At 56.7% G+C, this 20,037-nt stretch carries 20 protein-coding genes and 1 pseudogene; 13 read left to right on the top strand and 8 right to left on the bottom strand.

Going from position 1 to position 20,037, the window contains the following annotated elements; genetic code table 11:
• Nucleotides 1–167 precede the first annotated feature (167 nt).
• The 6 genes from LCM21_RS20190 to LCM21_RS20165 are packed head-to-tail and all read right to left on the bottom strand — an operon-like array spanning nt 168 to nt 7,317.
• The gene (locus tag LCM21_RS20190; protein WP_404818141.1) at nt 168–1,538 is read right to left on the bottom strand and encodes an FAD-dependent oxidoreductase; all 1,371 of its coding nucleotides are present in this window, start codon (nt 1,536–1,538) and stop codon (nt 168–170) included.
• Nucleotides 1,519–2,385: an isocitrate lyase/PEP mutase family protein gene (locus LCM21_RS20185; protein ID WP_224892174.1), complete on the bottom strand. Its 867-nt coding sequence runs from the start codon at nt 2,383–2,385 to the stop codon at nt 1,519–1,521. Before LCM21_RS20185 ends, LCM21_RS20190 begins: the two co-directional genes overlap by 20 nt.
• Nucleotides 2,382–3,002: a cysteine hydrolase family protein gene (locus LCM21_RS20180; RefSeq protein ID WP_224892173.1), complete on the bottom strand. Its 621-nt coding sequence runs from the start codon at nt 3,000–3,002 to the stop codon at nt 2,382–2,384. The genes LCM21_RS20185 and LCM21_RS20180 overlap by 4 nt, the downstream gene beginning before the upstream one ends.
• Nucleotides 3,003–5,063 carry a hydantoinase/oxoprolinase family protein gene (locus LCM21_RS20175; protein ID WP_224892172.1) on the bottom strand — a complete coding sequence of 687 codons (2,061 nt, stop codon included), beginning with the start codon at nt 5,061–5,063 and terminating at the stop codon, nt 3,003–3,005. It abuts the gene before it with no gap.
• On the bottom strand, nt 5,060–6,754 hold the full coding sequence (locus tag LCM21_RS20170) for a hydantoinase B/oxoprolinase family protein (protein WP_224892171.1): 1,695 nt from the start codon (nt 6,752–6,754) through the stop codon (nt 5,060–5,062). Before LCM21_RS20170 ends, LCM21_RS20175 begins: the two co-directional genes overlap by 4 nt.
• Nucleotides 6,751–7,317: a tautomerase family protein gene (locus LCM21_RS20165; RefSeq protein ID WP_224892170.1), complete on the bottom strand. Its 567-nt coding sequence runs from the start codon at nt 7,315–7,317 to the stop codon at nt 6,751–6,753. Before LCM21_RS20165 ends, LCM21_RS20170 begins: the two co-directional genes overlap by 4 nt.
• Before the next feature lie 146 nt (nt 7,318–7,463).
• Between LCM21_RS20165 and LCM21_RS20160 the strand changes: the two genes are divergently transcribed.
• From LCM21_RS20160 to LCM21_RS20135, 6 genes are all read left to right on the top strand, one after another.
• Nucleotides 7,464–8,267: a GntR family transcriptional regulator gene (locus LCM21_RS20160; protein WP_068341278.1), complete on the top strand. Its 804-nt coding sequence runs from the start codon at nt 7,464–7,466 to the stop codon at nt 8,265–8,267.
• Nucleotides 8,264–9,670: a 3-isopropylmalate dehydratase large subunit gene (gene leuC / locus LCM21_RS20155; protein WP_224892169.1), complete on the top strand. Its 1,407-nt coding sequence runs from the start codon at nt 8,264–8,266 to the stop codon at nt 9,668–9,670. The genes LCM21_RS20160 and leuC overlap by 4 nt, the downstream gene beginning before the upstream one ends.
• A complete protein-coding gene (gene leuD / locus LCM21_RS20150; RefSeq protein WP_224892168.1) occupies nt 9,670–10,281 on the top strand; it encodes a 3-isopropylmalate dehydratase small subunit in 612 nt (203 codons plus the stop codon). Before leuC ends, leuD begins: the two co-directional genes overlap by 1 nt.
• A gap of 99 nt (nt 10,282–10,380) precedes the next feature.
• Nucleotides 10,381–11,388 (top strand): TRAP transporter substrate-binding protein DctP, encoded by a 1,008-nt coding sequence (gene dctP, locus LCM21_RS20145; RefSeq protein WP_224892202.1) that lies wholly within the window; start codon nt 10,381–10,383, stop codon nt 11,386–11,388.
• A 62-nt stretch (nt 11,389–11,450) separates the two neighbouring features.
• Nucleotides 11,451–11,951, top strand: a complete 501-nt coding sequence (locus tag LCM21_RS20140; protein WP_224892167.1) for a TRAP transporter small permease — start codon at nt 11,451–11,453, stop codon at nt 11,949–11,951.
• Nucleotides 11,951–13,258: a TRAP transporter large permease gene (locus LCM21_RS20135; RefSeq protein ID WP_224892166.1), complete on the top strand. Its 1,308-nt coding sequence runs from the start codon at nt 11,951–11,953 to the stop codon at nt 13,256–13,258. The genes LCM21_RS20140 and LCM21_RS20135 overlap by 1 nt, the downstream gene beginning before the upstream one ends.
• A gap of 277 nt (nt 13,259–13,535) precedes the next feature.
• Here LCM21_RS20135 and mgrA read toward each other — a convergent pair whose 3' ends face one another.
• A complete protein-coding gene (gene mgrA / locus LCM21_RS20130; protein ID WP_224892165.1) occupies nt 13,536–14,603 on the bottom strand; it encodes an L-glyceraldehyde 3-phosphate reductase in 1,068 nt (355 codons plus the stop codon).
• Between the two features lie 586 nt (nt 14,604–15,189).
• The gene (locus tag LCM21_RS20125) at nt 15,190–15,387 is read right to left on the bottom strand and encodes a hypothetical protein (RefSeq protein WP_224892164.1); all 198 of its coding nucleotides are present in this window, start codon (nt 15,385–15,387) and stop codon (nt 15,190–15,192) included.
• On the opposite strand from LCM21_RS20125, the gene LCM21_RS20120 reads away from it, so the two are divergent.
• The 7 genes and pseudogenes from LCM21_RS20120 to LCM21_RS20090 form a co-directional block, all read left to right on the top strand.
• Nucleotides 15,386–15,703, top strand: coding sequence for a hypothetical protein (locus LCM21_RS20120; protein ID WP_224892163.1), 318 nt, complete (start codon nt 15,386–15,388; stop codon nt 15,701–15,703). The genes LCM21_RS20125 and LCM21_RS20120 overlap by 2 nt on opposite strands.
• 94 nt (nt 15,704–15,797) lie before the next feature.
• On the top strand, nt 15,798–16,292 hold the full coding sequence (locus LCM21_RS20115; protein ID WP_224892162.1) for a DUF411 domain-containing protein: 495 nt from the start codon (nt 15,798–15,800) through the stop codon (nt 16,290–16,292).
• Nucleotides 16,289–16,753: a c-type cytochrome gene (locus LCM21_RS20110; RefSeq protein WP_263619076.1), complete on the top strand. Its 465-nt coding sequence runs from the start codon at nt 16,289–16,291 to the stop codon at nt 16,751–16,753. The genes LCM21_RS20115 and LCM21_RS20110 overlap by 4 nt, the downstream gene beginning before the upstream one ends.
• Nucleotides 16,750–17,094, top strand: a complete 345-nt coding sequence (locus tag LCM21_RS20105) for a copper resistance CopC family protein (protein WP_224892161.1) — start codon at nt 16,750–16,752, stop codon at nt 17,092–17,094. Before LCM21_RS20110 ends, LCM21_RS20105 begins: the two co-directional genes overlap by 4 nt.
• Before the next feature lie 12 nt (nt 17,095–17,106).
• Nucleotides 17,107–17,985, top strand: coding sequence for a copper resistance D family protein (locus LCM21_RS20100; protein WP_224892160.1), 879 nt, complete (start codon nt 17,107–17,109; stop codon nt 17,983–17,985).
• A 13-nt stretch (nt 17,986–17,998) separates the two neighbouring features.
• Nucleotides 17,999–19,426 (top strand): multicopper oxidase family protein, encoded by a 1,428-nt coding sequence (locus LCM21_RS20095; RefSeq protein ID WP_224892159.1) that lies wholly within the window; start codon nt 17,999–18,001, stop codon nt 19,424–19,426.
• 477 nt (nt 19,427–19,903) lie between these two features.
• Nucleotides 19,904–20,037: pseudogene (locus LCM21_RS20090) on the top strand (IS6 family transposase); the annotation flags it as partial.

Genomic DNA, 20,037 nt, shown 5'->3' with positions numbered 1-20,037 from the left:
TCTAATTCATTTATTTGGTCTTGTCAGAAGAACATGGGTTGAGGAGGGCAAGCCAACGCGCTCCGTCGCTCTCGCCGAATGACGCGAACTTGTTCTGGCATAAAGGGTGGCTCTACTGGCCTAGGTGAGATCGGTTGGAAATTGTCTGACGGTAACCAAATTTGATATCAAGCACCACGCCCTGCTATGCGACCCAGCACAACGGCACTCAGTAAGCCATTTCCTGAAAGATACCCGCTGTCCCCCTTGCCCGAAACACCAGCGGCCGCGCCGCCGCCTGCATAAAGGTTGGTGAATGCGATACCGTCCTCCTTAAGGACGCGCGCAGAGGAATCGACGCACAAACCGCCTTGGGTGTGGAACAGGGCACCTGTGACGCGGACGCCCATGAAAGGTGGTGCCAAGAGTGGCGGGTTGAAAGACCTGCCGAATTGATCCGTGCCACCTACAGGAATTTCTCGAATGGTTTGCTCCAAAGCCACAGATGGCAGGCCCAGTGCGTTCGAAAGGTCTGCTATTGTCTCAGCGGACCGGATCGCGCCTGTCTCTTCCGCGCGCTTGAAATCCTGGAACTGGCGTGCGATCGCGGCAATGCGGCCGTCGAAGATGGCGAAGGCCTCTCCACCGGGCTGCGCCAGCACCGCACGGGCGGCCTCAGAATAGCCTTGCGACTCGTCCCAGAAACGATGACCGTCGCGGTTCACCTGTATGCCGCCTTCGGTAATCACTGCCCAGGTTATCAGGATTCCATGTGGATGCGCGACATTGCCGTGGCCTTGGTAGGCCCCCAGATTTTGCAGCCCGGCACCCAGCCCCTCTGCCCACAGAACGGCCTCACCCCGGTTACCGCTATGCCCGAACCAGAGCGCATCTTCGATTTGCGGCATGTGCTCGGACACAAGGGCGCGATTGCCACCAAAACCGTTGCAAGCAAGGATAAGGCGGTCGCAGGCAATGGTTTCGACGGTTGCATCCGGGCCGGTCACGGCAACACCCAAGATTTGGTCTTGATCGCGATACAGCGTTGTCGCGCGGCGATTGCAGATGATGTCCAAACCTTCACGCTCGCAGGCGCTGCGGAGTGCGTCGATCAACTCTTGCCCCGAGCGTGTCGGCAGCCCGTGCATCCGACGGCGCGAGTGACCGGGGTAGTCGAAATCCGTAACAACCGAAAAGGGCAGGGCGTGGCGTTCAGAAAGCCAGTCGATGACTTCGGCGGCATTACTGGTCAACAGATCGACCAGTTCTTGCTCGTTCTCGCTGTGGGCCTTCGACTGGATATCGCTGGCAAAGAGTGCAGCATCGTCCGTGATCCCAGCGGCCTGCTGAATCTTTGTGTCCGCAGCAGGGATCAGCCCAGCAGATAAAGCGGTCGAGCCGCTGGGATAAGGTTCGGCCTCGACGACCAGCACGTCCTGTCCTGCCTCAGAAGCCGACAGGGCGGCGACCAGACCGCAAGCCCCCGCGCCGATGATCAGTGTGCCAATCTTCAGATCGAACCGATCCGGTGGAACATCCTCAACCTTGGGTGTCATCATAGCGGGCCCCGGCATTCAGCATATCGGAGGTTCCAATGACTTCGTTCAGACCGCCGAAATCGAACATGTTCTGTGCGAAGGGCTTGTTCGAGCCGTTTTCTGCCAGGCTCTGATAGTATGCCTGAGCAGTTTTGGCCAAAGCCCGAACGATCCCGCCAGGGAAAATGACGATAGAATAACCCTGTGCCTCCAGATCGTCAGCGCCAAGTATCGGGGTCGCGCCGCCTTCGACCATATTCGCCAAAAGGGGGACGCGCGGGGCAAATCGGCCCGCGATGGACGTCAGTTGTTCGCGGCTTTGCGGAGCTTCGAGAAAAAGAACATCAGCACCAGCCTCCATATAGGTTTCAGCGCGCTCGATAGCAGCGTTGAACCCCTCAACGGCGATGGCGTCCGTTCGGGCTATAATCAGCGTGTCACTGCTGGCGCGCGCGTCAGCCATCGCCGCGATCTTTCCAGCCATTTCCTGCGAGGGGATCAAAGACTTGTCCGACAAATGTCCGCAGCGTTTCGGAAAGGTCTGATCTTCGACTTGTAGCGCGGATGCACCGGCACGTTCATATAGCCGCATGGTTCGCTGGGCGTTCAATGCGTTCCCAAAGCCGGTGTCGGCGTCGATGATAACGGGTAATGAGACTCGATCAGCGATCAGCGTCATCGTGTCTGCCATCTCGGACGCCGTGGACAATCCGATATCGGGGCGACCTAGTCGCGTGTAAGCTACGGCGGCGCCGCTCAAATACAGCGCCTCGAATCCAGCTTTTTCAGCCAGCGCAGCCGTCAAACCGTCATACACTCCCGGTGCGACGAGAATTTCTTTCTTTGTCAGGCGGGATTTAAGACTCATTTGGCTCCCTCCAGCCAGTTCAACATCTGATCGCACTTTCGCTGGTGCGTGACGGTGCCCAGTGACAGAAGCGTCGCATCATGAACCTCTTGCCGAAAGGCGGCGCATCCGTCTGTCAGCAGAACGGTATCGATATCTCGCAGATGCGCGTCGCGCAGAGTCGAAGCAACTCCACCATTGGTCACGATACCGCCGACAATCAGATTTTCGATGCCCAAGGCGCGTATCAGATATTCCAGACGTGTTTGGTAAAAAGCCGAGTAGGCAACCTTTTCGATGACGAAATCGCAGGGTTTCAGCGTGTCGACCAGACTATGGCCAAACGCGCCCGGCGCAAAGTCGCCTTTGGTCAGGAACGGGCGCAGTTTTTTCAGGTGCGGTGCAATCAATGGCTCGCCATCGTGGTCGGGTACAAGTGTGAACTGCGCTGAAAAATAACGCCCACCCGCGGCTTGCAACTTTCGTGCCAGAGGGGCGATGCGTTCGGGAAGAGCAGCAATTTCTTGGGCCGACTGGCCGGCCCGGCCATAGGCACCTTCAGGATGGATAAAGTCGTTCTGAAGATCGATGGTCAGCAGCGCCGTCTTGCGCGGGTCCCAGGTTTCTGGTTCGCTCATTCAGCCCTCCTCCTGTGGTTCGATGATCGTGTTGCCAAAGGAGTCCACGCGCCCTTGAAAATCTGGCTCGATCAGGACAGTCGTGTCAGGCTGGGTCAGAATGGCCGGACCTTTGATTGCCGCGCCGACCGGCAACGACAAGCGATCGTAAATGGCTGTGTCATGCCAAGCGTGTCCGAAATGAACTTTCCGCGTCGACGCGGGCGCGACACTGCCTTCCGTTGCCGGAGCAAGAGAAGAAAGATCGAATTTCGGTCGCTTGCCCGTTACAGCGCTGCGCAGGTTCAATATGCGTCGCACGCCGTTTTTCAGCAGTCTTCCATAGGTGGCGTTGTAAGCCGTATCAAAGGCCTGTTCGATGTCGGTTTTGCTTGGCGCTGTAACCTTACCGTTTGTCATCGTGACGGTCAGCGGCACCGGTACGGTATGCGTTTGACCCACATAGGCCATGTCCAGCTCGAATGAAATCTCACGCTTGTCGAAGGTGGTCCGCGATGCGTCAAGCAGCGCCATACCCTGATCCACGTGCTCTTGCATGAATGCGCCCAAAGCAGCTTTGTCCAACTGCGTGACTAGTGTGTTGATCGTCTGTACGAAATCTTGCCGCATGTCGGCGATCACACAGCCCAATGCTGAGGTGACACCGGGGTAACGCGGAATGATCGCGCGGGCGATCCCCACTTCGGCCAGCATTGCCCCGGCATGCAAAGCTCCGCCACCGCCGAACGGCATGAAGGCAAAACGTTTGGGGTCAAAGCCGCGCTCGATACTTACAAGGCGGATCGCTCCGGCCATGCGGGAATTGGCGACGCGCAGGATGGCCTCGGCCGCCTGAAGTCTGGATAAACCCAGAGGTTCGCCGACGTGGACATCAATAGCTTTTCCAGCAGCCTCCACGTCCAGCCTTTCCAGTTTGCCACCAATCGGGTTGTTCGGATCGATTCGACCCAGCACGACATTGGCATCCGTTACCGTCGGGCGATCATTGCCCAGACCGTAGGCGACCGGGCCGGGATTTGATCCAGCGCTTTCAGGGCCGATGTTCAACAATCCGCCCTTATCGACCCAGGCAATCGACCCCCCGCCTGCGCCAATGGTCGTTATTTCGATCATTGGGTTGCGTACAACCATCCCAAAATCGATGGAGGTCTGGGCCGACAACATCGTTTGCCCCTGTGAGATCAGCGAAACATCAAAGCTGGTGCCGCCCATGTCCCCAGTGATCACGTTGTCGAAGCCAGCGGATTGCGCGATATAGCCCGCAGCTATCACTCCCGCAGCCGGACCAGACAGCGCCGTACGCACCGGTAGGCGGGATGCTGTATCGACCCCCATGACGCCGCCATTGGATTGCACAACCATGAACTCGCCATCGAATCCGCCGGATTGCAAGGCGTTTTCAAGGCGGGTCAAATAGCCCGAGACTTCGGGCTGCAGATAGGCGTTCAGCGCTGTGGTCGAGAACCGTTCGAATTCACGGATTTCCGGCAGAATTTCTGACGAGGCCGAAACATGAGGGTTTGGCCAAATTTCGCGGACGGCGGCAACGGCGGCAGCTTCGTTTTCCGGGTTGGCATAGGCATTGGCGAACAGGATCGCGATGGCTTCGCATCCTTGATCTCGCAAGTGCTCTGCTGCTCCGCGAACGGCGACCAAATCGACCGGTGTGCGAATGGTGCCATCCGCCAGCGTGCGTTCCGGCACCTCCAACCTGTCGCGACGGTCCACAACCGGTTCGAAATCACCGCGCAGTCCCCAGGTGCGCGGCCGGTCCCTTCGGCGCATCTCTAACACGTCCCGCAGACCTGCAGTGCAGATCACGCCCGTTCTGGCCCCTTTGCGTTCCAGCAGAGCATTTGTGCCCGCGGTGGTGCCGTGTACCACAACTGAGATCTCGGACAGGTCGTCAACCTCGCGCCCAATCCCGTCAAGAAATCCACCCGACTGGTCCGGGCGCGTGGTGGGAACCTTGGCGACGGACGCGCTTCCGTCCGCTTCGTTTAGGACAAAAACATCCGTGAACGTGCCCCCCACGTCCACGCCGATCATACGTCCGGTCATGGCTTAGCCTCCCGCCATGTGGTGCCGTAGACCTGGTCCGCCTGTTCAGCACTCACAAGCCCGCGCGCCACATCCTTGGCGATCGCTTCAGGGGCGCGGCTACCCGCAGAGCCGTAGCCGCCGCCGCCGGGTGTCTCAAGGCGAACCGCTTGTCCTTGCTTCAAATTGATCCCTCTCATTTTTGAAACAAGAGGCGGCGCCTTCCACCCATCGTCTTGTTCATAAGTGAAGACGTTCATCGCTCCGTCACCACCATGGGCGATACCCTTGGGAGGGAACTTGCCGCGTTCGCCGAACAGAAACGCTTGGGCGCCGTTTTCCTCTAGGACTTCAATTTCGTAGACAGCGCCAAGCCCGCCCCGATGCGCACCCGCACCTGCGCTGTCGGGACGTAGAGCCCACTGACGGAACATGACAGGATAGGCGGCTTCAAGAATTTCCATCGGCGGGATCGTCGCCGTCGAGATCGGAGCGTTACCGTGGTTCAGCCCGTCGCTTTCGATCGAGCCGCCGTGGCCCCCGCCGTAAAAGCTGAACATCACCCATGGCTGTCCGTTCGAGCGTTTCCCGGCGATGGAAAGCGCATTGATCGTACCGTAGGCATTGGCGACAACACGATCCGGTGCAGCGTTGGCAAAGGCTGAAAACACGACATCGATCATTCGCAAAATAGTTTCCGTGTATCCACCGGTTGGGGCAGGGAACTCGGCTGACAACAGGCTGTCTTCGGGCACGATTACTTCGATGGGGCGCATCACGCCAGCGTTGGCAGGCAACGCCGGAAAGACGTGTTTTATGGCCACATAGGCCGTTGCAACGGTGGTGGGCAGGGCGATGTTCACAGGCCCGGCGCATTGCGGGGATGAGCCTGTGAAATCCAGCACCATTTGATCGCCCTTGATCTCAAGCGTCAGTTTGATGCGAAGCGGGTCATCGGTGATACCGTCATTGTCTAGGAAATCTTCGGCCTCCCAGCGACCGTCCGGCAATTCCTGCAACTCGGACCGCATAAGCACCTCGGCCCGATCGCTGAGCGCCTGAAGAGCGGCTGAGATTGTTTCAGCTTCGTATTCGTCCAGCAATTCGTCCATCCTCCGAACCCCAAGATCCAGAGCACCTAGTTGCCCGTTCAAGTCCCCCATCGCCGATTGAGGCAGACGGGTATTGCGCAGCAGAATGTCGATTATGTCCTGATTAACCTCACCTTTACGCGCCAATTTTACCGGCGGCAGAACAAAGGCTTCCTGGAAAACTTCGGTCGCAGCCGGGTTATAGTTTCCGGGCACCGCACCGCCGACGTCATGCCAGTGCCCAACTGACGCGAGATAGCAGAACAACTTGCCATCGCGGAAATAGGGACGCACCAGGCGCATGTCAGACAAGTGTGTGCCGCCGATATGCGCATCGTTGAAGATATAGATATCGCCGTCTTCCAGATGCCCGTCCGCTGCGACCTTTTCGATCACCGCTTTCACGGCAAAAGACATCACACCCACAAAGATCGGCAATCCGGATTTGCCCTGAACCAGTGTGTCGCCCGTCGTTGCGGAATACAGACCGTGACTGGCGTCATGCGCCTCGGCAATGATCGGGTTGAAGGCTGCCCGAAACAGGGTTGCATCCATTTCGTCGGCGATCTGTTCCATACGACCTGCAAGAACAGATAGGGTAATCGGGTCAATCTCGCTCATGCCTGTGCCCTTGTTTCTGCAATATCGTTCCAGACATCCTGACGTGTGATCAGATCATTCTGAATCTCGAACCTGTCAATGAAGCGGATGCCGTTGAAGGGTGAACCATCGGTCCATTCACCGGACAACGTACCCCGGCAATAAACGATCGCAGCGTCGCCATCGCTTTGCATGGCGTCGAACCCCTCGTAGGTTTTCGCGATCCGGCTATACCGGTTTGCCGCCCAACTCCTGAGATCCTCCAGATCACGCATAGGCGCGGTTCCGGGAAATTGCATCACGAAGTCCGAACTGAGCCTTTTGCGCGCGCTTTCAAACGCGCGGTCACTCATTTCAGACAAAAAGGCCCGCACGATGTGTTCGGGGTCCTGTTTGGCCCGAGCTGGCAGTCTGGTCTTGCCGCCGCGATAGTAGTTCTGGTCGGAAATATCGTGGATCACGACCGTCACAAGCTCTGGCGTAGCAGGCACTACGAATCGCACAGCATTGGTAAGCGCCACGCCAAGTCGTTGTTTTTCTTGCGCGCTATAGCCCTCGATCACATGCAATTCGACGATCGGCATGCAAAAGCTCCTCCGGTTATTGTATTATCTGTAATACAGGTTGTTAGATAATTGTAAGACTATTTTTAGAGAAGCAATAATACTAAAGCTTGATTTTCCAAGTTCCGGTTTTACGATTGAAAGGGCTGTGAAAGGGGAATCAACGGGTGAACAAGATCAACGCGGCCAATCTTCCGGACGGGACTAAGGCGCAACGCGTCTACCTGCATCTGCATGATCAAATCACCGAAGGACAGCTTTCGGCAGGGGAAACCCTGCCCGGTGAGCAGCGGCTGGCCGAGAAGTTCAGCGTCTCACGCGTGACCATAAGGCGGGCGCTGGACGCGCTTTCACGAAATGGCCTGATCGAACGTCAAGCAGGCAGCGGCACCCGGGTTTCCGGCCGATCTACCCTTGGGGCACCTGCGGCGATGGATTTCAACACGCTTATGCCGCAGCTGGTTGAAATGGGGCAAAGCACTGCCGCGCGGCTATTGTCCTTTTCGTACGGCAAGGCTCCGGAGGTGGTGGCGTCGGCCATGGGGCTGCCGAGCGACCAGCAGGTGCAGATCGCAACGCGAGTGCGCCTGACTGATGATGTGCCGTTTTCACATCTGACGACTTACGTTCCCGCTTCGATTGCGCAGAACTACTCGGAAAGCGACCTCGCCACGACACCGCTGTTCAAACTTCTGGAGCGCAGCGGTGTGCAAATTGAAGAGGCACATCAGACCGTTTCCGCAACTTTGGCGGGGCCTGATGTGGCCGAGGCATTGGGCGTTGCAGTCGGTTCGGCGTTGTTATCGTTGAAGCGGATCGTTCGGGACGTCGAAGGCAATGGGGTTGAGTATCTCTCCGGCCTCTATCGCTCTGACATGTTTCGGCTCGAAATGCCTTTGGCGCGCGTGGGAACCGGTTCGGCCCGGCATTGGGAACCTGCGATTGGACGCAGCGAGGAGACTGGGAAATGAGCGCACCGCGCACCATGCTCGACAAACTCTGGGCCTCGCACGAGGTTCTGAGGCGCGAGGATGGTGTTTCGTTGCTTTGGGTCGATCGACACTTTGTGCATGAAGGGTCGCATCATGCCTTTGCCAAGCTGGCAGAGCGCGGCTTACCCGTGGCGGAACCGGGCCTCACCTTTGCGGTGGCAGATCATTACGCGCCCACACGCGACCGGACCAGGATTGCCGATCCAAAAATCGCCCGAATGATCGAAACTTTGCGAAGCAATGCGTCGCACCACAACCTCAGAATTTTCGATCTCAGTGATCCGTCGCAGGGCATTGTTCACGTGATAGGGCCCGAGTTGGGGCTGACTTTGCCCGGGCTACTTATCAATTGCGGGGATAGCCACACATCCACTCACGGGGCATTTGGCGCGTTGGCTTTCGGGATTGGGGCGACAGAGGTAGCGCATGTGTTGGCGACACAGACGGTTTGGCAGCGAAAACCCAAGGCAATGCGCATTAACGTCGAAGGTCGTTTGGGGTTCGGCGTTACGGCCAAGGACATTGCCCTCAACTGGATCGCGCAATTGGGCAGCGGCGGTGCGCAGGGCCACGCGATTGAGTATGCAGGTCAGACAATCCGGGATCTGTCGATGGAGGGGCGCATGACGCTGTGCAACCTCTCAATCGAAGGTGGGGCGCGGTTTGGCATGGTGGCACCGGATGAGGTAACGCTTGCCTACCTTAAGGGGCGTGAATACGCGCCTTCGGGCGCAGACCTACAGAGCGCCCAAAAGGCGTGGCGAGGCCTGATCACGGACGAAGGGGCCGTTTTCGACTGCGAGGTTACGCTGAGAGCAGCTGACATTGCGCCGACTGTTACGTGGGGCACCAGCCCGGAACAGGCCCTGCCCATAACGGCCAGCATTCCCAGTCCAGACCCCACCGATCCAGCCAAGTCCAATTCGGCGCGCGAAGCATTGGAATACATGGCGTTGAGACCGGGGCAGCCTTTGGACGGTATCCCGGTGGATCAGGTCTTTATCGGCTCGTGCACGAATGGGCGTATTGAAGATCTTCGCGAGGCTGCTTTGGTTTTGTCGGGACGTCGGGCGCGCGTGCCGGGGCTTGTCGCGCCGGGTTCGGCGCGGGTAAAGGCACAGGCCGAAGCCGAAGGGTTGGACAGGATATTCCAAGATGCCGGGTTGGAGTGGGCCGCGTCAGGTTGCTCTATGTGCGTTGGCATGAACGGAGATGTTGTGGCCGAAGGCAAACGCTGCGCATCCTCGACCAACCGCAATTTCCGTGGACGCCAGGGACGCGGCGCGCGAACGCATCTGATGTCCCCGGCGATGGTCGCCGCAGCGGCCGTGACAGGGACAATCACGGATGTCAGGCCGCTTTTGCAGGGCAGGGCAGCGTGATGGCTGGGTGGAGCATTCAAAAGGGGCACGCCCTAGCACTGGCGATCGACAATATCGACACGGATCAGCTTATCCCGGCGCGTTTCATGTCTGTCCCGCGCAGCGAGGGGTATGGCCGGTACCTTCTGCACGACATGCGGCGGGACGATGATGAACAGCTGAAAGCAGACTTCCCGCTGAACCGCCACGAGGGGATCAGCATACTGGTTGCCGGACATAACTTTGGCAGCGGATCGTCACGTGAGGCGGCGGTTTATGCACTGGTCGACGCAGGCATTCGTGCGGTCATCGCACCCAGTTTTGGTGACATCTTCGCCAACAATGCCATCAATAACGGCCTGCTACCCGCGCGAGTGGATGCCGAGAAGGTGACGCAGCTACAGCATGCGCTGAAAGATGCCCCAGTCCTTGCTTCGATTGATCTGACCGAGAACCGACTAACCATTGGGGATATAACAGCGACCTTTGAGCTGGACGAAGGATGGCGTGTGAAACTGATCAACGGCTGGGACGACATCGACCTGACCCAGCAGCATACGCAGGCAATCAACGCTCATAGGGACAACCGCAACCGGGCCGCCCCTTGGGCCTGGCCGAACAAACCGGATTAGGACACGTCGCGCAAAGACGACGCAACACGGGTCAAGAGACCTGAAATTAGGGGAAGCCAGGAAAATGCCCCTGAAACAAGTGGAGGATTAAATATGAAGATGAACGCATTGGCTGGCCTCATGGCAGGGGCCGTGATCGTCGCCGGAACGGCCAAAGCCGAAGAAACGATCTCGGCGGTGCACGCCTTTCCCGAAACGCTGATCTATACGCAGAGTTTTCTGGACTTTGTCGAAAAAGTTAACGAAGCGGGCAAAGGGGTCATTCAGATCGACGTACGCGGCGGGCCGGAAGCCATTGGCATGTTCCAACAGCCCGATGCGGTGCGCGACGGAATTGTTGACATGGTTTACACTCCAGGCTCCTTCTACGGTGGCGCGCTGCCCGAGAAAGACGCGATGGTCGCGTCGAATCTGACCGCGATTGAAACGCGCGAAAATGGCGGAACGGAACTGATCGATCAGATTCACCAGGACAAAATGGGCCTGAAATACCTCGGCTGGTTCGATAGTGGCGTCTGCTACAACCTTTGGACCCGCAACGAGCCTAGTTTTGATGCCGACGGCAATCTGGAAGTTGAAGGGCTGAAACTGCGCGGCAACAACGTCTACAACGCTTTCTTCACCAACTATCTTGGTGCGCAAGTGATCGACCTGCCCACAGGTGAGGTGTATTCGGCCCTGCAACGTGGTGTTGTTGATGCGACCGGCTGGACTCAGATTGGCCTGATCGACCTGAAATGGAACGAGTTCCTGAACTACCGCATTGAGCCATGCTTCTTCTCGACCGATCTCGGCGTAATCGTGAACCTCGACCGCTGGAATTCGCTGTCTGAAGAGGCGCGCACGATCCTGCAAGATGTGGCGATCCAACACGAAAAGGACAGTGTTGAAGCCCTGCGCAGCAAACGCGACGAAGACTTTGCGGCCCTTGACGCAGCAGGCATGACGGTTGTTAGCCTGGAAGGTGAGGCAAAGGCGAACTACCTTGCGGCGGCCCGCGAAAAGACATGGGAGCGTATGAAAGGCCTGATGGCCGAGCAGCCCGGCGGCACCGATAACTATGATCGCCTGATCGAGCTGTTCTACGATCTCGACGCTGCGAACTAAGACCACTGACAGGCCCGTTCCAGACTGACGGGCCTATCACTTTTCGGGGCAGAGCAGGCGGGATGATGAAAAGGACCTATGACGCAGTGCTGTTTGGTATGGCCATTGTCGCTGGCCTTTTGCTGGTTTGGCTGATGCTATCCGTCATCACGTCAGTTCTGATGCGAAATGCCGGGCTGCAACCCTTTGCATGGCTGTTTACATCCGCTGAATACGGGCTTTTGTACATGACCATGCTGGGTGCGCCTTGGCTGGTTCGGGAAAAGGGCCACGTCCACATCGAACTGGTGACGGCCGCGTTGCCAGTTGGTTTGCGCCGGATTGTCAGCAGAACAGTGGCAGCCGCCTGCGTGTTGGTCTGCATGATCCTCGCCTGGCAAGGGGCTGATCTGGTCCTGACAAATATCGAGCGCGGGGACTACGACACCCGCGCTTACTATTTCCCCCGATGGATGCTGACTATCGCCTTTCCGCTATCGTTTGGAATGATGGCGATCGAGTTTTCGCGCTTTGTCTTCGGGCCTGAGCTGATGCACAGCGGAGAAGCAGGGATACACGAATAATGGAGTGGTACGAAGCGCTTGCCCTGCTGCTTGGGTCAATAGTGTTCCTGATGGCCATCGGAATGCCCGTGGCGCTGGCTTTTCTGGCGGCCAACATTCTGGGCGCGTGGGTTTTCATGGGGGGTGAGCGAGGTATCACGCAACTTCTCAACAACGGGCTGGGCGCACTGACCAAATACGCGCTGATGCCAATCCCGTTGTTCCTGTTGATGGGCGAGATATTCTTCCACACCGGGTTGGGCGGGCGCATGTTCAGCGCAATAGACAAATTGCTGGGCCGCCTGCCGGGACGGCTGAGTTATGTGACCGTTCTGGGCGGTACCGCGTTTTCAACCTTGTCAGGGTCGTCTATGGGCTCAACCGCGCTTTTAGGGTCGCTTATGGTGCCGGAAATGAACCGCCGCGGTTACAAATCGTATATGAGCATTGGACCAATTTTGGGAACGGGTGGCTTGGCGATCATCATCCCACCCTCGGCGCTTGCCGTTCTTCTTGCCACACTCGCACAGATAGACGTCGCAGCCTTGCTGATAGCCGGAGTAATTCCCGGTTTGATACTCGCCTTGTTCTATATTGGCACGATCTGGCTTCAGACCCGGCTGGATCCCGACGCAGCGCCAGCCTACGACGTCGAGCCGAGGTCATTGGCATACCGCTTGAAACTGCTCATGACTGAGGTCGTGCCGATGGTTGGCGTCATGGTCGTGATTATCATCTTGATGATTCAAGGCTTTGTTACGCCATCCGAGGCAGCAGCGTTTGGCGCATTGGGCGTGTTGATCCTGGCTGCCATGTTTCGCTGCCTATCGTGGGAGGCGATCAAAAAGTCGGTCATCGGCGCCCTAAAGGTCACGTTGATGGCCTATTTGATTGTCTTTGGCTCGGCCACGTTCAGCCAGTTATTGGCATTTTCCGGAGCGTCTCGGGGATTGGTGAATTGGGCCATCGCGTTTGAACTTGCCCCACTGGCCATGCTGACGGTGATGTTCGCTGTCTTGCTGCTTCTTGGCATGTTCATGGAGCAGATCTCGATCATGTTGCTGACCGTGCCAATCTTCTTTCCACTGGCGCAGACGCTCGGGTTTGATCCGATCTGGTTCGGTCTGATCATGTTGCTTTCGCTCGAGATCAGCTTCACCACACCACCATTTGGGTTGCTGCTGTTTGTGATGAAAGGCGTCGCGCCGCCCGGCACCACGATGCGCGAAATCTATACGTCGGCATTCCCGTTTATTTTCTGCTCGATCCTACTGGTCGTTCTGCTGATCATTTTCCCAAACATGGCACTGTTCTTGCCATCCTTATGAGACTTGCTTCTGTGGAAGACGCGTGAATGCTCTTGTGAAGTTCGCTGACCGACAGTGCGCACGTGTTTTTCGACGATATTCAGGCAGGACCCTGCGAGCAACCCGCGCTGAGCTCGCTTTGAATGAAAGCAAACGGCAGGTTTGTCCGCAACTCGGACTTAGTCGCCCTTGAAGCCAACGTCCGCTTCTGCCGTAAGCCGACATAGAGGTGTCAAAGCGGAAATGACATGCTATTGTGCAAAAAGCCTGCTCGCACCAAAAAACGTCGACATCACTGCTACTCAGTTTCGGAGGATCGCGCCCATAAATTGATGTCCTCTTCCGAACTGACTTCATCAATCCTTGAGAGTTCCGCGTCGGTAAATTCCATGTTTTCGACTGCACCGACGCAATCCACGATTTGCTCGGGTCGCGAAGCGCCAATAAGCGCGGTCGTTACCCGACCGCCTTTCAAGACCCAAGCGAGCGCCATCTGTGCCAATGATTGACCGCGCGACGCCGCCATGTCGTTTAGAGCCCGGACACTCGCCAGTGAACGTTCGTTGATCATGCCGTCCAAGAGCGACTTTCCTTGGGTCGCCCGACTGCCTGCAGGAATTTCGTTCAAATACTTTGATGTCAAAATACCCTGTGCAAGAGGCGTGAACGCGATCGATCCGACGCCCATTTCATCGAGGGTGTCCAACAGCCCGTCGTGTTCAACCCAGCGGTTGAGCAGGTTGTAGGAAGGCTGATGGATCAGGCACGGCGTGCCAAGGTCATTCAAGATGGCAAGCGCTTCGCGTGTTCTTTGCGAGTTGTAGCTTGAAATCCCGACGTAAAGTGCGCGCCCGGAGCGCACGATATAGTCCAAGGCTCCCATAGTCTCTTCCAGTGGGGTATCCGGATCAAAACGGTGGGAATAAAAGATATCTGCGTAGTCGAGCCCCATCCGCTTGAGCGACTGGTCACATGAGGCCACGAGATACTTCCGTGATCCCCACTCCCCGTAAGGGCCTGGCCACATGTCATAGCCGGCCTTGGTAGATATGATGAGTTCGTCTCGATAGCCTGCGAAATCAGTTTTCAGAATTTCGCCGAACGCCTCTTCCGCCGATCCCGGGGGCGGGCCATAGTTATTTGCCAAATCAAAGTGCGTTATACCCAGGTCAAAAGCAGTCCGGCAAAGATCGCGCTTTGTTTGGTGCGGCGTATCCTCACCGAAGTTGTGCCATAGCCCAAGGCTTATCGCTGGCAGCTTGATGCCAGATCGGCCGCAACGGCGATAGACCATTTGCTCATAGCGATCGGGATTGGGAGAATAGGGGCGTGGTCGGGGCTTCGGAGGGCGTTGAACTTTGCTCATCTGTCCATAATCCTAGATCATCACTCCGTGTCAATTCAATGAGATAGTAATCAGCCATCGGCGAAGCCTGCTGTAATCACTTCCAACAAACAGAAGCTGCGTCTACAGAGCAGACATTTGTCGCGATTGAACAAATGACCGGGTCGAGTCCTTGGCGGCCTTTTACGCACTGAACGAACACATCAAGTGGCTAAGCCCCTTGGTCTGGACCGATTGTAGATGCACAGATACCCAACCCTCCAACACTAGGGGCAGTTCGAAGAAACACAAAACGCACATGCACATGCAAATGCACGGCGGTGCCGGATTGAAGGAACCGGGCCAATGCACATTTGGGGCCTTGGCAGAGGTTGTGCGTGTTCTTGAGGCGGAACCGGAAACGGATTGGACAAAAGTCGATTTGTCTGGCTTATGCGAACACCTCGTTGACATGGACAGGCTTTTAATCGGATCGATCGTTACCGAGACCTCACTGCTAGACGGGCTTCGTGTATCGGTCACGGGCGATGCAGAGACGCTTGCTTCATTGAGACGGATGGTACCGGCACATGCTGGCCAGTAGGCGCGCGATTATCGCTGGGCCGTTTCAGTGCAGGAAAGCAAACAGGGCGTTGAACTGACGGTAACCAGCGAAGACACAGCCGTCGTCGCGCGGATCAAAGGTCTCGGTTTCTTCGGCTTGATGGCGAGAGGCCAAGATGCGCACACAAACTAGTACCTGACAGTCGCGCTCCATTGTTGTTGCTTGCAATCGATAGCTCGCGCTGGGTAAATTGGTACCCATGCGCTTTCTTCGCCTATTTATGATCCTGTCCCTCTTTTTCTCCATCGCTCATACCAGTGCGATGGCGGGCGCGCATGGGCTTATGGAAAACGAGCTTCACGTGAGTGTGCCAGATACACACTCCAGTGCACACGAGCATTGCTGCACGGATCACAATGACAACTCTCCGGATTGCCATATTTTTGCGGGTCTCCTTCCTGCTCCGGCAGACGGCGAGCCATTGCCGGAAGTCTCGTCGGATATTTCCGCAGAAAATGGCATTGTGCCGGATGGTGTTGAACTCGCAGGACCTCTCGATCCACCGCGAAGCGCCTGATGCAGCTACGCCCCAAGCGGGCGTATTCCCCAATTCTTGGATTGCATCACGACGGGCAAAGCCCTGTCGTTCTTATTCCGTGAGGAACACGACTATGATTAAAACTAGCAGAACACTCGGACGTGCGGCAGTTGGTGTACTGATGCTGAGCTTCTTAACTATGACTTGGACCGGGTATACCCACGCAGACGACACCACAGCCCTGACAGATTATGGGAAGATGCACGTTGTCAAAAGCCCGACGTGCGGTTGTTGCGGCGCTTGGGTTTCGCTGGCCCGCGAAGAAGGATTTGAAGTTGAAGTGACCGACACGGCGGATGTGACCAGCGCCAAGCTGGAAGGTGGTGTCCCCGGAAACATGTGGGCATGTCACACCGCTACCATCGACGGATATGTAGTCGAAGGGCATGTTCCGTTTGAAGCTATTCGCAAACTGCTGTCCGAGCGCCCGAACGTTAAAGGTATCGCCGTGCCCGGCATGCCGTACGGCTCACCTGGCATGGGGACTGATCCAACTGTACGGTATGATGTTTTTGCGTTCGGCGGAGAAGCCTCTGACAATCAGGTTTACTACAGTGTAGGTCAATGAGCGTGAGGCGGGCGCTGATATCTGGCGCGGTATTTCTGATCGGTGCCGCGCTCGTCTACTTCGCCACCGGGCTTTCAAACGCTGGTGGCGTTGTCCTCAAACCTAATGATGCATCCGTCGTTAGTCATGGAGCGGAGGTTTATGAACAAAATTGCGCGTCGTGCCACGGTGCCAATCTCGAAGGCGAAGAAGACTGGCAAGTCCGCGATGAGGATGGCCGCCTGCGGGCGCCGCCGCATGATGCCACCGGACATACATGGCACCATGATGGTGAATTGCTGTTTCGCCTGACCAAGTATGGTCCGGCAGAAGTAATTGGTGACCCAAGCTACGCGACCAATATGCCAGCGTATGAGGGCATACTCTCGGACGACGAAATCATCGCCGTTCTGAGCTATATCAAGTCAACCTGGCCGCCGCACATTCGGGCGCGCCATGATGAAATGGAGGAAAGGCGATGAGACTAAAATCAACGGCAATCGCCGCACTGCTTCTGCTGCCAACCAGCGTGTTTGGTCATTCTAAAGCAGAGCAAACCACGCCGGGCAAAAACACGACGGTCGAGACCGTAGAGGTAATTGAAATTCGGTTTGACGATCCGATGCACGTAACAGCCATATCGCTGAAAGGTCCGAATGGCGATGTTGCTATCGTGCGGGAGACCGGCCTCGATCCGGTGACCGAGTTCCGTGCGACGCCGGAAGGCGCAATGGGTGCAGGTGTCTATCAGTTCGATTGGCGCGGGCTGGCGGCGGATGGACACCCCATGCAGGGATCGTTCAGCTTTACGGTCGCCGAGTGAGGTAGGCTGATCGTGACGGGCTTGGCTCCAATAGATGCATGGGCAATCGCCGCCATACTTGCGAAGGCACTGGAGTATGGCACCGCGTTGCTGGCACTTGGTGGGCCGCTGTTCATTGTGACATTCCGGGAGGCGCACAAGGACGTGCTGCGTGTTGCCCGCAGCATCGCAATCGCAGCGGCTTTTCTCTGTGTCGCGCTCATCGCTTTGCGCTTTGGTATTCGGTCCGCGCGTATTTCCGGCATGGGCATGGATGGCATGACCGACACGATGATGCTGGGGTTGATCTGGGAAAGCCCGCTTGGATCGGCAGCGGTTCTGAGAGGCCTTGGCACCTTGCTCGTTCTGGCAATCGCTCTTGGCGGCAATGTTGCTTCTCTCACCGCTTTGATTGGGTCTGTTTTGATCGCGGTCTCGTACACGCAAGTCGGCCATTCGCTGAGTTATCCGCGTTGGTTGCTTGTCGGGTTGTTGTCAGTCCATCTACTGACTGCCGGTTTTTGGATTGCGGCTTTGGCACCTCTTCATCAAGCGGCACGGTTGGAATTTGCGGGCATTCTCTTGCACCGTTTTGGTGTCGTAGCGAGCGGGACCGTCCCGGCTCTTGTGATTGTTGGGTTAACATTCGCGTGGTTGATGACGGGATCAGTGAATGGGTTGTTCTCCACCGCCTACGGTTGGACACTTCTGACTAAGATGATCTTCTTTTCCGGTTTGCTGAGCCTTGCTGCTCTGAACAAGTTTAAGCTCGTTCCGTCACTAGAAAATGGCGACGAACATGCCGCGTCCAAGTTGCGCCGTTCAATTAAGATTGAGGGCTTCTTCGTCCTCTTGATACTGATTTCGACAGCAACACTTACTTCTGTAACCACTCCGCCTGTGAACCTTTAAGAAGAGTAGGCTTATGACATCGCTTTCACGTCGCTCGTTTGTAACTTGTCTTTCCGCTCTTGGAGCAGCTCCCTTGCTACCGAAGCGCAGCCATGCCGACGGAACTCAGGCGGTCCTTCGGGCAACGACATCAACGGCGCAACTCACCCCTGAAGGATTTCCACGAACGGATGTATGGGCCTATGCTCAGAAGGGTGCGGGATCCGTTCCAGGACCTGAGATACGCGTGAAAGCAGGCGAACGGGTGACGCGAAGGCTTCTGAACGAACTGCCGCAATCTACAGCGGTGCACTGGCATGGTATCCGGATCGACAATGCGATGGACGGGGCGGCACCATTGACCCAAGATCCCGTGCCGACCGGTGGTACATTCGACTATGATTTTGTTTGTCCAGACCCGGGGACGTATTGGTATCACTCCCACAACCGAAGCCGGGAGCAGGTCGCACGTGGACTTGCCGGACCACTAATCGTGGAAGATGTTGAGCCATGGCTGGGCCTGCCCGGTGCAGCAACCCGTGAACTTACGCTGGTGCTTGATGATTGGCTACTTAACGAAGATGGATCAATCGTCGAAGGTAGATGGGACGAACTCCATGCAGCGGCTCATGCGGGAAGAATGGGTAACACAGGGACGGTAAACGGACAGTCATTCCCAGGGTTCTCTCTTCGCCCTGCTGAGCGTGTGCGCCTGAGGATGATCAATGTCGCAACCGACCGGATCATGCCAATCAGCTTACCTGGCCTGTCCTCGACCCTCGTCGCTTTGGACGGTCATCCTGTTGCACCGCGCAAGCTCGAAGTATTGGAATTGGCGCCAGCACAGCGGGCCGATATCGTCGTTGACGCACCGGTGACATCCACAGAAATGACCAATCTCGTGCTCGGCACTGGGAGAGGAAATCAGGTGGAGTTTGCCTCATTCAATATTGAGGGCGAACCGGTGCAGCGTTCAGGAGAAGATGTCAGACCATTGCCATCTTGGAAAACGCTACCAAAACTTGACCTCGCGACTGCGCAAAACCAGCCCCTGCTGATGGAAGGGGGCGCCATGCGGGGAATGGTTGAAGCCACATATCAGGGCGAGAAAATGGATTTTCGCGAACTGACATCTCGCGGCATGGCATGGGCATTCAACGGGGTCGCCCACGGCATGGGCGAACCAATGTTTGAAGCACGCCTTGGTCGAACAGTGCGCATGGAGTTGGCCAATCGCTCGGCCTTCCCGCACGGCATACACGTCCACGGGCACCACTTCACTCTTTTGTCGCGCAACAGCGTACCCGATCCCCACAAAGACGTGCGCGATACGGTCCTCATACAGGCGGACGAAACGGTGGAGATTGCATTCGTCGCGGATAATCCTGGCAAATGGATGATCCACTGCCATATGCTGTCGCATCAGGCGAGTGGGATGATGGGATGGTTCAAAGTCAATTAATTCGAACGACGGTTTTGCCCCGCAACTCTGCCTTGCAGCAGATTTCTGCAAACGTCCGCTGCCGTTCTTAATGCAGACCTTCATGCGAAAATTCTCGGAATGACCACCAACAATGATCGCTATCCGTTCCTAAGCAGTCATCTGACTGAAAGACTCAGATGACTGCTTTGAGCCCGTACCGTAAGTGCCGTTTGGCCGCCTTTTCGCGGATGCAACAAATCCGCCAAATCCATTAGCAGCATGGCGTGAAGAAAAAAAGAACGTCATTCAGCGCGAAATGACCTATTTTTGAAGAACCGAGTTGAGGAATAAACGGCCGATAAAGTACTGATGACCAGATAGGCGCTACACGTCTTGGCAAATGCCGCGGCAATCATGTCGCTCAACCCGGTTCTAATTACTCTGGGCACAGCTTTGATCCTTAGCGGTCATGTTAGAGGAACTAGGGTTGAGGCGGGTAGGGCGGTTGCGTAGTTTTTGCCCATAATCAGGCCCGCCTCTTTCAAATACTTTAAAACCAGTTCCTAGATCATCCGCCTTGCGGTGATGCTGTGTGTTCGGTTTCCGCTCTCGCTTCGGAATATCGAAGATCTGCTGCACGAGCGAGGCAT

The sequence above is a fragment of the Ruegeria profundi genome (assembly GCF_020171505.1).
Classification (GTDB): Bacteria; Pseudomonadota; Alphaproteobacteria; order Rhodobacterales; family Rhodobacteraceae; genus Ruegeria; species Ruegeria profundi.
This window is presented reverse-complemented; position numbering and strand designations above follow the sequence as displayed.

Excerpts from the sequence above, each read along its gene's own strand:
- LCM21_RS20105 (WP_224892161.1), top strand. The coding sequence starts at position 16,750 with ATGAGACTAAAATCAACGGCAATCGCCGCACTGCTTCTGCTGCCAACC.
- leuD (WP_224892168.1), top strand. The coding sequence starts at position 9,670 with ATGGCTGGGTGGAGCATTCAAAAGGGGCACGCCCTAGCACTGGCGATC.
- LCM21_RS20115 (WP_224892162.1), top strand. The coding sequence starts at position 15,798 with ATGATTAAAACTAGCAGAACACTCGGACGTGCGGCAGTTGGTGTACTG.
- LCM21_RS20185 (WP_224892174.1), bottom strand. The coding sequence starts at position 2,385 with ATGAGTCTTAAATCCCGCCTGACAAAGAAAGAAATTCTCGTCGCACCG.
- LCM21_RS20140 (WP_224892167.1), top strand. The coding sequence starts at position 11,451 with ATGATGAAAAGGACCTATGACGCAGTGCTGTTTGGTATGGCCATTGTC.
- LCM21_RS20135 (WP_224892166.1), top strand. The coding sequence starts at position 11,951 with ATGGAGTGGTACGAAGCGCTTGCCCTGCTGCTTGGGTCAATAGTGTTC.
- LCM21_RS20125 (WP_224892164.1), bottom strand. The coding sequence starts at position 15,387 with ATGGGTACCAATTTACCCAGCGCGAGCTATCGATTGCAAGCAACAACA.
- dctP (WP_224892202.1), top strand. The coding sequence starts at position 10,381 with ATGAACGCATTGGCTGGCCTCATGGCAGGGGCCGTGATCGTCGCCGGA.
- mgrA (WP_224892165.1), bottom strand. The coding sequence starts at position 14,603 with ATGAGCAAAGTTCAACGCCCTCCGAAGCCCCGACCACGCCCCTATTCT.
- LCM21_RS20170 (WP_224892171.1), bottom strand. The coding sequence starts at position 6,754 with ATGAGCGAGATTGACCCGATTACCCTATCTGTTCTTGCAGGTCGTATG.
- LCM21_RS20165 (WP_224892170.1), bottom strand. The coding sequence starts at position 7,317 with ATGCCGATCGTCGAATTGCATGTGATCGAGGGCTATAGCGCGCAAGAA.
- leuC (WP_224892169.1), top strand. The coding sequence starts at position 8,264 with ATGAGCGCACCGCGCACCATGCTCGACAAACTCTGGGCCTCGCACGAG.
- LCM21_RS20095 (WP_224892159.1), top strand. The coding sequence starts at position 17,999 with ATGACATCGCTTTCACGTCGCTCGTTTGTAACTTGTCTTTCCGCTCTT.
- LCM21_RS20190 (WP_404818141.1), bottom strand. The coding sequence starts at position 1,538 with ATGATGACACCCAAGGTTGAGGATGTTCCACCGGATCGGTTCGATCTG.
- LCM21_RS20120 (WP_224892163.1), top strand. The coding sequence starts at position 15,386 with ATGCGCTTTCTTCGCCTATTTATGATCCTGTCCCTCTTTTTCTCCATC.
- LCM21_RS20110 (WP_263619076.1), top strand. The coding sequence starts at position 16,289 with ATGAGCGTGAGGCGGGCGCTGATATCTGGCGCGGTATTTCTGATCGGT.
- LCM21_RS20175 (WP_224892172.1), bottom strand. The coding sequence starts at position 5,063 with ATGACCGGACGTATGATCGGCGTGGACGTGGGGGGCACGTTCACGGAT.
- LCM21_RS20180 (WP_224892173.1), bottom strand. The coding sequence starts at position 3,002 with ATGAGCGAACCAGAAACCTGGGACCCGCGCAAGACGGCGCTGCTGACC.